The 13,518-nt window shown below is 42.4% G+C and carries 3 protein-coding genes; all 3 read left to right on the top strand.

Going from position 1 to position 13,518, the window contains the following annotated elements; all coding sequences use genetic code 11:
• Positions 1-180 precede the first annotated feature (180 nt).
• The 3 genes from BVE84_RS09225 (at position 181) to BVE84_RS10795 (ending at position 12,962) form a co-directional block, all read left to right on the top strand.
• A complete protein-coding gene (locus BVE84_RS09225) occupies positions 181-513 on the top strand; it encodes a putative DNA-binding protein (protein ID WP_076996735.1) in 333 nt (110 codons plus the stop codon).
• Between the two features lie 12 nt (positions 514-525).
• Positions 526-2,091, top strand: a complete 1,566-nt coding sequence (gene ffh / locus BVE84_RS09220) for a signal recognition particle protein (protein WP_076996734.1) — start codon at positions 526-528, stop codon at positions 2,089-2,091.
• Positions 2,092-3,446: 1,355 nt separating this feature from the next.
• Positions 3,447-12,962, top strand: a complete 9,516-nt coding sequence (locus BVE84_RS10795) for a glycoside hydrolase family 2 (RefSeq protein WP_076996733.1) — start codon at positions 3,447-3,449, stop codon at positions 12,960-12,962.
• Positions 12,963-13,518 lie beyond the last annotated feature (556 nt).

Below are 13,518 nucleotides of genomic sequence, written 5' to 3'. Positions count from 1 at the left end.
ATATTCATTTTTACAATCATGAACGTTTTCAAGAGCGCAACAACGGCCTTGCCCCTCTTGAAATGAGGAACAAGGCCGTTGCTTAATCTTTTATTATTTCACTGTCCACTTGACAGGGAGCAGTTCATCTTTCAGGAGTAGAACTTTCTCCTACAAGAAAAATTTGATATAATAATGGGTATGGAAATTGAAAAAACAAATCGGATGAATGCCTTATTTGAATTTTATGCGGCACTTTTGACCGATAAACAGATGAACTATATCGAACTTTACTATGCGGATGATTATAGCTTGGCTGAGATTGCAGAAGAATTTCAAGTCAGCCGTCAAGCAGTTTACGATAATATCAAACGAACTGAGAAGATTTTAGAGGATTATGAGAAGAAACTGCACATGTATTCTGATTATATCGTCCGTAGTCAGATTTTTGACCAACTCCTCAAACGCTATCCAGAAGATAGCTTTTTGCAGGAGAAGATTACTATTTTAAGCAGTATTGATAATAGAGAATAAAAGGAGACTATCATGGCTTTTGAAAACTTAACAGAACGTTTGCAAAATGTCTTTAAAAACTTACGCCGCAAGGGAAAAATTAGCGAGAGTGATGTCCAAGAGGCAACCAAAGAAATCCGCCTAGCTCTTCTAGAAGCGGACGTCGCGCTTCCGGTTGTAAAAGACTTTATCAAAAAAGTTCGTGAGCGTGCGGTTGGTCACGAAGTGATTGAAACCCTAAATCCTGCGCAACAGATTATCAAGATTGTCGATGAAGAGTTGACAGCGATTTTGGGAGCCGATACGGCAGAAATCATCAAATCACCCAAAATTCCGACCATCATCATGATGGTCGGCTTGCAGGGGGCTGGTAAAACTACTTTTGCGGGAAAATTAGCCAATAAACTCAAAAAAGAAGAAAATGCCCGTCCCTTACTGATTGCAGCAGACATCTATCGTCCGGCAGCTATCGACCAGTTAAAGACCTTGGGGCAACAGATTGAAGTGCCTGTCTTTGAGTTGGGAACAGGTGTACCCGCAGTTGAGATTGTCAAGCAAGGTCTTGAACTGGCTCATCAAAATAACAATGATTATGTCTTAATCGATACGGCAGGGCGTTTGCAAATTGACCAGGTGCTGATGGACGAATTACGGGATGTTAAGGCACTTGCCCAGCCAAATGAAATCCTTCTCGTGGTCGATGCAATGATTGGTCAGGAAGCAGCCAATGTTGCGCGTGAGTTTAACAATCAGTTGGAAGTAACTGGGGTGATTTTGACCAAGATTGATGGGGATACCCGTGGTGGTGCAGCGCTCTCTGTCCGTCATATCACAGGCAAACCCATCAAATTCACCGGGACTGGTGAGAAAATCACAGATATTGAAACCTTCCATCCAGACCGCATGTCCAGTCGGATCCTTGGCATGGGGGATCTGCTGACTTTGATTGAAAAGGCTTCTCAAGAATACGACGAGAAGAAATCGCTTGAGCTGGCAGAAAAAATGCGCGAGAACACCTTTGATTTCAATGATTTTATCGACCAGTTGGATCAAGTCCAAAATATGGGACCTATGGAGGATCTAATCAAGATGCTTCCAGGGATGGCAGGAAATCCAGCCCTTGCTAATCTCAAGGTAGATGAGCGTGAAATTGCCAGAAAGCGAGCGATTGTCTCCTCAATGACCCCGGCTGAGCGAGAAAATCCTGACTTGCTGAGTCCCAGTCGTCGGCGTCGGATAGCTAATGGTTCTGGAAATACCTTTATCGAAGTTAACAAATTTATCAAGGATTTTAACCAAGCCAAGACTATGATGCAAGGTGTCCTGTCTGGTGATATGAACAAGATGATGAAACAGATGGGGATTAACCCGAACAATCTCCCTAAAAACCTACCAAACAATATGGACATGTCAGCCCTTGAGAATATGATGGGGCAAGGAGGTATGCCTGATATGTCTCCTTTTGAAGGGGCAGGCATGCCGGATATGAGTCAAATGCTCGGTGGAGGATTAAAAGGTAAAATCGGAGAATTTGCCATGAAGCAATCCATGAAACGGATGGCAAATAAAATGAAGAAAGCAAAAAAGAAGAGAAAATAAATCTCTTCTTAGACTGAAGAAAAAGTCTATTTTCTCCAAAACGATTATTTTAATATGATACTTTACTTAGGTAGCACGGACGGCAGCAACTCCCTACGGGATTTCATGCTTAGATTTTGAGCCTGAGTCTCAAAATCTCCGAACACCAGAAACAGAACGTTTCTGGTGTTTTTTGCTACGGCGTAAAGTAGCCGTTATGGGCTCGCTTCGCTCGCCTTTTCACGAAGAGATAAAAGCACTGATATTATTCTTCGATGTTGACATTGACAAATTTTCTCAGAGATACTTTGTCTACAACCTGAGAAGAGAAAATAAATCTCTTCTTTCTGATATACTCCCCTTATAGCGGACAGTGAAAACATTCACTAGAAACGCTAAGGGGAGTTTTTGTGTATCTAAAAGTGTACCTTACTATCTAAATAATTCTCCACTGGATAGTTTCTTCCATATCCATAAGTGAACATCCTTTGCAACGGCTCCAGTAAAATAGGAACTATCTATAGAGTATATTTACATAATATATGTTATGTAAATATACTCTATAGAATAACGGATTGATTATCAGTAGTTAAAAAATCTTCTCCCTCTACATGTCCAAGTGGCTATTTCCGTGAGAAATTTGAGGCTGGGAGTTTTCTTACTTCAACTGTATCCTTTGTAATATAGTATGTTTAGTTTACTTTTAGTACTTGCTCCACTAGTCTGGGAGAGTGAAACAGTTCGGTGAACTGTTTCAGCCTGAGCCTAGAAATTTGAGAGCGAAGTGGGCAAGGTTGGAAATAGGGAAACGGAGTTTCTAACGATCACTTTTTTAATGAAGGTGGTAGGCTGAAAACCTCCACTGGAGCTTTTCACTCATCGAAGTAATAAAAGAGACGCAGCTGTTTCAGATTTAGTCAATTACAGCTGTGGCTACCTTTAGGTATAAACTAAACGACTATAGTATGATTCGCGAGCCAGCAATACTGTTGACAATAAGGCATGGGAAGATTCGCTAGACGATAGCACCGATAGGTAAGAGAATCTCACAGTAGGGGGGGGGAAGTGAAGCGAGAGCATGGTTAGAAAATAGTTTCATAATATGGTGTCCCTATGAAAATTTTAGGAGCTTATGTTATCTATCGAATAGCAAACGATAGGAGCTGTAAAGATATTTTTAGACTAGTGGCAGAAAATAGTAACAAGGTGATGATTTACTTCCTTATTTTATTGACAAAACAAAAGAAAACCCTTACAATATATATGTTAATATAAGGATAATGTATACATCTTTTAACATAGGCTTTTAATAAAGGAAAAGAATAGGAGGGAAAGTGGTTCGTCAAAAGGCCTTAGTTTAAGAAAAGGAGTTTATAATGAAGAAGTTTTTCTTGCAAAAGAAATGTACCTATAGTATTCGGAAGGCAAGCATAGGAGTTTGCTCGGTTTTGATTGGGCTTAGTTTTTTGGGTGAACAAGCCAGCGCTCAAGAAGTAGTGGAAGCAGGAGGGGCAGAAGTCACTCAGTCAGTTGAGAAGAGCAATCCGGAATCTGCAGCAGAAGAGTCGGTCGCTAATCCAGTAGCAGAGACCAATGAGCCTGTTGCTACAGATCCATCACCAACATTAGGAAATGTAGAACAACCAGCAGAAGAAGTAGAGAGTGCTTCCACAGTAGAGACTACGGAGAAGACAGAGAGCCAAGAGGTCGCTAGGCCCGAGGAGACTACAGAGGTTAGTAAGGCGCCTGAAGCTGACCAGCCTAGCTCTCCCACTCTGACAGTAGATTCTGTCCCTACAACAAATCAGCTAGCTACTTCGCCCTCTGCTAGCCTATCAAATGATGATAGCAAACCTATTACAAGAAAGGTTCGTTCTGTCGAAGAGAGCCAACCAGACTTGTCCTCGGTCACCTCTCCAGAAGTATGGCAAAAAATCAATTATTACAATGAAAAGGATAAAAGAGTCCAGTTTGATAACGATTGGAAGTTTAGCCTAGGGGATAGGGTAGGTGCCTCAACTCCTACATATGACGATTCGAGTTGGAAAACCATCAATCTGCCTCATGATTTTAGTTTGACGCAAGACTATACAAGATCAGGAGAGGCAGAAAGTGGCTATAAGCCAGGCGGTGTCGGCTGGTACCGCAAGGTCTTTTCGATTGGGGAAGAAGCAGCAAAGGGACGTGTTAGCCTAGAGTTTGATGGGGCTTATATGGAAACGGAAGTCTTTATCAATGGTCAGTCTTTAGGTGTTCACCCCAACGGTTATACTTCATTTAGCTTTGATTTAACAAACTATATTAAAACGAATCAAGAAAATGTAATCGCTGTCAAAGTGGTGAATAACTTGCCAAGTTCACGTTGGTATTCTGGAAGTGGGATTTACCGCTCTGTTCACTTGAACTTTGAACCTGCTATTCACTTAGCCCAATACGGTGTGGTCATGAAAACGCCAGATTTGGCAACGACCTATGCGTCAGATCAGGGAAGTCAAGTAGTCGTAGAGACGAGGGTTCTTAATCAAGGGACAGAAACAGGGGAGATTGCGGTTCAATCTAGTCTCTTTAGACGCAATAGCGATGGTAGTGTAGGGGAAAAGGTTGCAGAATCAGCAAAGTCCGTTTTGAGAGCAGTCGAAGCCAATCAAGAAACGACTATCCGCAATCAGTTTAGTGTTGTTCGGCCAGATTTATGGTCCCTAGAAAATCCAGCTCTGTATATTTTACGAACAGATGTCTATAAAAACGATGAGAAAATCCAATCTAGGAGTCAAGAAGTTGGTTTCCGCTTTCTATCGTTTGATAGCAATACTGGCTTTGCATTGAATGGTCAATCCATGAAACTCAAAGGAGTTTCCATGCACCATGATCAAGGGTCTCTAGGAGCAGCTGCTTACTACGATGCGATTGAGAGACAGTTTGATATTCTACAAGATATGGGAGTCAATGCTGTTCGAGTCACTCATAACCCAGCTGCTCGTGTTATGAAAGATATCGCAAATCGTAAAGGGATGCTCCTTATTGATGAAGCCTTTGATACATGGCACTATGCTAAAAATGGAAATATCAATGACTATGCAAGGTGGTTTAATGTCCAAATCGGTGACAGCGTCAAGGGGTTAGCTAATGCGACTGCAAATCAAACTTGGGCTGAGTATCATTTGAAACAGATGGTCAAAAGTGGTATCAATGATCCATCTATTATCATGTGGTCAACTGGTAATGAGGTAATGGAGGGCTTTTCTGGAAATGTATCCAATTATCCGCAGGTTATTACTCAGTTGATCAACTGGATAGCTGAGGTGGATGATTCCCGTCCAGCGACGCTAGGGGATAATAAGTTAAAGGATAAATGGCGAGAGTCTATCGGTATGGCAAATGCCCTCAGCCAACATCCTGGTCAGAAAGGGATTGTCGGATACAACTATGCTGATGGTAGGAAGTACGACGAAGGACATACTGAGCATCCAGACTGGATTATCTATGGGTCTGAAACCGCTTCGGCAGTCAATAGTCGCGGTGTCTATGATATTAAAGGCAATGCAAGACGGTCGGATAAACAATTAACTTCCTACGACCAAAGTGCTGTCGGATGGGGGCATGTAGCTAGTCAAGCATGGTACGATGTGGTGACTCGTGATTTTGTTGCAGGTGAATTTGTCTGGACAGGATTTGACTATTTGGGAGAACCGACGCCTTGGAATGGGGTTGGTTCAGGGTCTGTTGGTGAGTGGCCAGCCCCTAAAAGCTCTTATTTTGGAATCGTTGATACGGCGGGATTTCCAAAGGATTCTTACTACTTCTACAGGAGTCAGTGGAATGCGAAAGACACCACCCTCCACCTAGTCCCCGGAACATGGCAAGAATCTGCCCTTTCAAAAGATGGACAAAATCGAGTAGAAGTGGTCGTTTATTCCAATGCTGCTAAGGTCAAATTGATCCATATTGATGAAAATGGTCAAGAGACTGACTTAGGTACGAAAGAGTTTACCCAACAACAAACAGCAGCAGGTCATCGTTACCAGATTTATACTGGTGCTGATAAACAATCAAGAGAACATCAAAACCTTTACCTAACTTGGCATGTTCCCTATCGTACTGGAAAATTAAAGGCAGTGGCTTATGACGCAGCTAATCAAGAAATCGTTCATACTGTAGGAACAAAGGAGATAGCAGGTTTTTCTAATGCTCATCACCTCCTTGCTCACACGGTTAAGAAGCCAAGTAAGGTAACGGATAAGTCTTTGGAATACATCGAGATCGATGTCAGAGATGCTGAAGGACGGCCAGTGATTTCTGCTGATAATCGCGTCTCTATCACTGTCGAGGGACCTGCTCGATTGGTAGCGATGGATAATGGAAATGCAGTGGATCACCAGTCCTATCAAGACAACAATCGCAAGGCTTATGCCGGAAAAGTCTTGGCTATTGTCCAAATGACGGGGGAAAGTGGCGAGGTACGAGTTCTTGCACATTCAGAAGGTTTAGAATCTGCTCAGGTGACTTTTTCTGTTCAAGGAAGCAGGGAAAACGATAGGAATGTACTAGATAGTTACCTAGCTTCTAAGACGGTCTATCTAAAAAAAGGTAGTTCCTTACAGTTACCACAGACAGTTCGAGTGCGTTACCAAGATGGTAGCGAGGGTGAGCAATCTTTAACCTTTAATCAAGAGGAAATTGCTGCGGCACAGGCTAGCGGTGAATCCTTTGTAGCGAAGGGAACGATGGTAGAAACAGGATTGCCTGTAGATATTTTAGTATCCGTCATCGATCAGGTAGCAGCTATTAAAAATATCAGTCTCGCTACGGAAAAAGGTCAAGTTCCAACTCTACCAGATACAGCACAAGCCTATCTAGCCGATGGCAGCTTACTCTCATCCCAATTTCCAGTTGAGTGGGAATTGCCAGCTGATGAAGTCTATCATCGTGTTGGAGTGGTTCAAGTACATGGTCGGGTCAATGTATTGGGAGATGTGCTACCTGTCACAGCAAGCATCCGTGTAGCTGACAAAACAATCACACTCGGACAAAATGTAGCTCCCGTTGCCGTGAGTATTAGTCAAAATATTCCAGAAAACCAACAGTCCGATACCTTATCAGCTATCAACAATCGTGAACTAACTGCTTCTGCTAACAATGCAGGAGGACCAAATCCAACTCTATGGTCTAATTATCAGGCTTCCCAGTCAGGACAAAAAACAGCTACATTGACGTTTACCTATGATACAGCTCAAAATATTAGTCAGGTCAATGTGTACTACCACCAAGATAGCTGGTCTCTTCGTCTTCCTAAGTCGGTCCAATTTGCCTGGAGTAGAGGAGCAGGAGAAGAAGCGCGTGCGGTTGCTGCTACTGAATTAGCAAGGGAACAGGTCAATGGTTTAACCAAGGTGAGCTATCAATTAGCTCAACCGATTCCAGCAGTGGTACTACAAATGACTGTTGAAAATTCTGACCAAAACTTGGGGAACCGTAAACCTTCTGTCGGAATTGTAGAAGTTGAGTTAATGACAGCTCTTGAATCTTTTGAAAAATCCAGTGACTCCAGCTTGACTGAAATTAGAGTCGACGATCGAGTATTGACAGGCAATATGATCACAAGAGAGATGTCTGTTTTAAAAGGGAACACGATTACAGCTTCTAATACAGCTCATAATGTAGCAGTGACTGTTTTACCAGCTGAAAATAATATTGTTAAAATCTTTACTCAGTCAGAAGATCAAACTAGCCAAGGAGAGTATACTCTCCACCTAGTTCCTGAAAGTCCTTCAGAAAACTATGTTCCGATTGCAGAAACGACTACGACAGCAGGCTCTACTCAACCTGGAGAGGGCAACAAGATAGCGAATGCCCTCGATGCAGATAAAGATACCATTTGGCACTCAGCCTGGGCAGGAACAGATTTGGCGAATCTATGGCTAACAGTTGATGCTGGTAAAGTACGTAAACTTGACGCTCTAGCCTATGCAGCACGCAGAGATGGCAGTCCTAATGGTAAAGTGATTGAGTACGAGGTTTATGCAAGTACAGATAATCAAAATTGGCAGCGAGTAAAAACAGGCCGGTTCAATGAGGGAGCGGACTGGCAAGAGGCTGAGTTTGAACCTGTAGAAGCCCGTTATCTTAAATTACAGGCAGTTCAGACTCTAGGAGACGGCAATCGCAATAATCGCTTCATGTCAGCTGCAGAAATTCGTGTCAGAGAGTTTAAGGAGGAGCTTCCGCCAGAACAGCCAGAGCAACCAACTCCACCTAGTCAACCAGAACAACCGACACCTGAGGTATCAGATGGAACAGTGGAGTTACCAGATAGCTATACTGCGACAAATCCTGCTAGTCCAGAAACTATTACACAGGCTCTCCAGTCACCGTCTTATTTGGAGAAAGAGTACACTATTTATCCAAATCCTCGGAAAGTAGTCTATGGAGAGGGGCTAGTAAGGCTAGATCAGACAGTTAATCTCGTCATTGGACCAGGGATTGATATTTATACTCGTAATCGCTTAAAAGAAGTGTTACAAGCCAATCAGATTTCCTACACAACTAGCCCGACTCCTTTAGAAAATGCGACAAATATTTTCTTGGGCATTCACGGACAAACGACTGCGGCAAGCCAACATCAAGCGACAGAGGGAATTGCATCAGATTTATATGACAAGATAGATGCTTATTCTCTTGTTGTAAGAAATGGTGCAGTATCTATCGTTGGAAAGGATACTGATTCTGTCTTTTACGGTTTGACGAGCTTGAAACATATGCTCAAAGATAGTCCCGAACCAGTATTGCGAACACTCAAGATAGAAGACTATGCTGATATTAAAAATCGGGGCTTTATCGAGGGATACTATGGAAATCCATGGAGTAACCAAGATAGGGCGGAGTTGATGAAGTTTGGTGGTGATTTAAAACTGACGCAATACTTCTTTGCTCCTAAAGACGACCCTTACCATAACAGCAAGTGGAGAGAGCTTTATCCAGAGGAAAAATTAGCAGAAATCCGTGAACTTGCAAGGGTGGGAAATCAACATAAGACTCGCTATGTTTGGACGATTCATCCATTTATGCATAATCGGATGCGCTTTGATAACGATCGTGTCTATCAGGAAGATTTGAATGTCATTAAGATGAAGTTTAGTCAATTATTGGATTCTGGTGTCCGTGAGTTTGGTATCTTGGCAGACGATGCGCCAAATCCTGCAGGAGGCTTCGATAGTTACAATCGCTTAATGAACGACTTAACAAATTGGTTGGAAGAAAAACAAGTGCAGTACAGCGGTTTGCGTAAGGAAATGATCTTTGTTCCCCATGAATATTGGGGGAACGGTCGTGAGGATGAGCTGAAATCGCTCAATAGAAATCTTCCAGAGAGTAGTCACCTGACCCTAACGGGCGGTCGCATTTGGGGAGAAGTGGCTAGTCGATTCCTAGATCAATATCGCGCCAATATTACTGCTGATGGAGCTCGTTACCGTCCGATTCAGTTGTGGATTAACTGGCCAACAACGGATAATTCTAAACAGCACCTCATCTTAGGTGGAGGCGAAAAATTCCTTCATCCAAATGTTGACCCTAGTTTGCTTGCAGGGATTATGCTCAATCCGATGCAGCAATCAGAGCCCTCCAAGATTGCCCTCTTCTCAGTCGCCCAGTATACGTGGAATATTTGGAAGTCAGAAGAAGAAGCAAGAAAAGTGAACCAACAAGCATTTAACTTTGTCGAGAATGCAACGTTTAAAGACAGCGAGGCTTCTAGCGCCTTTAGGGAGCTTGGCAAACACATGGTGAACCAGAATATGGATAGCCGTGTAGTTAAGTTGGAAGAATCGATCGACTTAGCTCCGAAATTGACAGCCTTTCTCACGAAGTTAGAAAATAAGGAAGAGTTGAGTGCGAGTCGTAAAGAGCTACAAGCAGAGTTTAAAAAATTAAAAGATGCAGCTCTCTATTACAAAGAACATGGATCAAAACGTATGCGCGACCAAATTATCTATTGGTTGGACAATACGGTTGATCAGATGGATGCACTTGAAAAACTATTGGAAGCAACAAAATACATCGGAAGTGGGCAAACGGCTACTCTATGGGAAAATTATAAGGCTGGATTTGACTTATACAAACAGTCTCAAACCCATGAATTTTGGTATGTCAATGGGTACCAACAGGCTGAATTAGGGGTTCAGCATATTCGTCCATTTATCTTGGGACTCTTAGAAAACTTGTCACAAGAAGTTGAAAAAGCGCTCGACCCAACGCAAGTTCAAACCCGCTTTATCACTAATAGAGAAGTGAACAGTAGAGACATTGGTAAGATTACAGATGGCGATTTGGAAACCAATATTTTAAGCACAACGCCGAATAGTTTGGCGACAGGAGACTTTGTGGGGCTTGAGTTTGACCGTCTTATTCCGATCCATTCTCTAGGCTTTGCTATGGGAACCTCGTCAAATCTAAACGATACCTTCAGTCAAGCAGAACTTCAGTACCTCAATAAAGAGAATCAGTGGGTTTCTCTGGATAATCACTCCTACCGAGGAAATGAATCCATTTTGACCCTTGAGGATCTGAATATTGAAGCCAAGGCTGTCCGACTCATTGCAACTGCTCCAAAAGGCAACACCTGGCTGGGAGTTCGAGAAATTGCAGTCAATCGTCCTCTTGAACAAGTCAGACCAACCGATGAAGTAACAGGGACGATCACAACAAGCGATAATCTCATTTACAAATATGGAACAAATCAGGCTAAAGCATTGGATGGGAATCCAGCTACAGAAGCGATGTATGCGAATAGTGATGGAAGTGATACTACCCCTAGCGGCGCTTGGATACAACTGAATCTAGATAAGGTTCGACCAGTTTCTCAAGTGACGATTGTCCAAGGAACAAACGATAAAATTGCGAGTGGGGTCGTAGAGTATTCTGAGGATCTTGTAAACTGGCAGACATTGGCAAGTGTTACTGGAGATAAGACAATCAATCTACCAACGAATATCCATGCGAAAGCTATTCGGATCCGCAATCAGCAAGATATGAATGCTTGGTGGCGGATAGCAGAATTTAGTGCCAAAACAAATGAAGGGGTAACCGATTATACAGATACGTCTCTAGACAGTCTCAAAAATACAAAAACGATTGTAGAAGAGGACAGCTACCAAATGAATCTAGAGCCGGGAGCTTCCTTACAACCAAGTGATTACATAGGAATCCGCTTGAAACGTTTGCACGAGTTGAGTCATATCGGAGTAACAGGTCAAACAGATTTGACACTCCTCTACTCTCCAAATGGCGTGGAGTGGTATACAAAAGATGCTCTATCAGAGCAAACTCTTGTAAGATATGTTCGCTTGGTAAATGAGAGCAACCAGCCTAAGGAAATCGGAGCTACGAGCTTAACTGTCCAGACCAGAGAAATAAAATCCCCGACCCTAGTCCATACAACGATGGGAATGAATAGTTATTATGCTTCTGCTGACGTAAGGAATCTTAATAATCTAGGGGATCTGTTTGATGGTAAATTGGACCGTCATGTTGAGTTTGCAGATACACCAAGACAGAATGATACCATTCTGATTGACCTAGGACAACGTAGAAACATTCAAAAACTGAGGGCTTATATCCAAGATGGGACAGTGAACTATTTAAGAGATGGTAAAATTCAAGCTAGCTCAGATGGTCAGACATGGGTTGACCTAGTGACAGTTGGTGATGGAGTAACGAATAGCAATGCAGACGATTCGTTAACAGATGGCTGGGTGCATGATGCCTCTAATCCAGGGAATCGCTATATTGAAGGAAGCCTTGCAAGTCCTATTGAGGCTCAATATCTCCGGGTTCTAGTCACTGCCGCTTATCCTCATCGCTTTGTCTCCTTTACAGAATTTGTAATCAATGATGGCGAATTTGTCAAAGAAGTCAATGATCCGACAGTCATGACAACTGGATCAGAAAGTCGTGACTCCCTCGCAACAAATGTTGTAGATGGTAAACTTCTGACAGCTTATAAGGCGGACACGCCTACTGGAGGACTTATCTACCGCCTTTCTGAAAACACTCACCATAATCACATCACCCTAGTATCGACCGCAAGTGAGAATAAACCAATCAGAGCACTTGCTTTGGTAACAGGGGAGACTGGACCACATGCTCAAGGTGTAGAAAGTCAGTGGATTGAACTAGGGAATGTAAGGAATAGCTTTGCGAATCTTACCCTTACAGCAGAGGCGAAACATCTTTTAGCAGTCTATCTTGTCTGGGAGAATGCGGGTCAAGAAATCTATGAGCTTAAAACCTACTATAAAGAGCTGATGCAAGAGACTCCAAAACCTTCAGTTCCTAAGTTGACGCAAAAAGTAGAGCCACTAACTAGACCAGAACTTGAAGCATATCCGTTTGAAGTATCTATTAGAGAAGAATTCAAACCGATAGCGTTTGAGACGATTCATCGCATAAATCGAGATCTTCCTAAAGGTGTGAGTCAAATTGTTCAAGTCGGTAAAGAAGGACAAAGAAGGCTACAAATCGAACGGATGCTGCTCGGTGATCAAGTGAGGGAGCGGATTGTATCAGATATGATTGTGGGTGAACCACAGGCACAGATTATCGAAGTAGGGGCTAAAGAAGGACAAGTTCCTAAGGACACGATAACGAAGCCACACCTATCTCCACTGTCTTCTGTCGATCAAGGGCAAGGACAAAAAGGTGACAGTCTAGCTCCTCAGGAAGAGGAAGGAGAAAAGATTGTCCCTGTTTCCCAAGGGCTATCTCGAAAAGCAGCGCGAAGCCTTCCTCAAACAGCTTCTAAATCTCAACTACATCTAGCTTTAGCAGGTTTAGCAAGTCTTCTCTTTGCCGGAGAGGTAGGGAAGAAAGCTAAAAAGAAAAAAGGAAAGAAATAAGCGAAAGAAGTAGAGGCAGGACGTTACTTTTCTAAGAAGTAGACAATTAGGCACAGTTGCTTACAAATAGAGCGACTGTGCCTAATGCTTTTTAAAAATCAACAGGATACTTGGTCAAGAGCCTTGATGAATGAATACCACGACTGGAGCTTTTCAGCCTGTTCCCTTCAAATATCTCTTCAAACCAGCTCAAGCGAAACTTTGCTGTAAATCTCTAACCTAGACAGATTTTCGCTAGCTAGAATGTAACGACTTACCATCAAAATCAGTTATTTTTACTAAAAATTACCCTTTTGTAGTAAGCGAGAATATTTCAATATTTGCAAGCTCCTTTGCAGGATAGAATCGCTTTCTCTGCTGTGCTATTTAAACTGTTGTTCCTGCCTTTATCCTATGCTGTTATTCTCTATTTTTGATATTCATTGAGTATCAATAGGTAGAGAGTCCATCGTTTCAGAGTGATAAAATTACTAAAAATTTTACTAAAACCTTGACAAAAAGTGTAGAAAATAATAAAATAAAAGTAAAAGAAATCGCTTTCATTTTTCAAATGGTT

The sequence above is a fragment of the Streptococcus azizii genome, assembly GCF_001984715.1.
Classification (GTDB): domain Bacteria; phylum Bacillota; class Bacilli; order Lactobacillales; family Streptococcaceae; genus Streptococcus; species Streptococcus azizii.
Note: the sequence above shows the minus strand (reverse complement) of the source record. Positions and strands in the feature narration are given on the sequence as shown.

Bases quoted from the DNA above. Each gene is read 5' to 3' on its own strand.
- ffh (WP_076996734.1), top strand. From the start codon at position 526: ATGGCTTTTGAAAACTTAACAGAACGTTTGCAAAATGTCTTTAAAAAC.
- BVE84_RS10795 (WP_076996733.1), top strand. From the start codon at position 3,447: ATGAAGAAGTTTTTCTTGCAAAAGAAATGTACCTATAGTATTCGGAAG.
- BVE84_RS09225 (WP_076996735.1), top strand. From the start codon at position 181: ATGGAAATTGAAAAAACAAATCGGATGAATGCCTTATTTGAATTTTAT.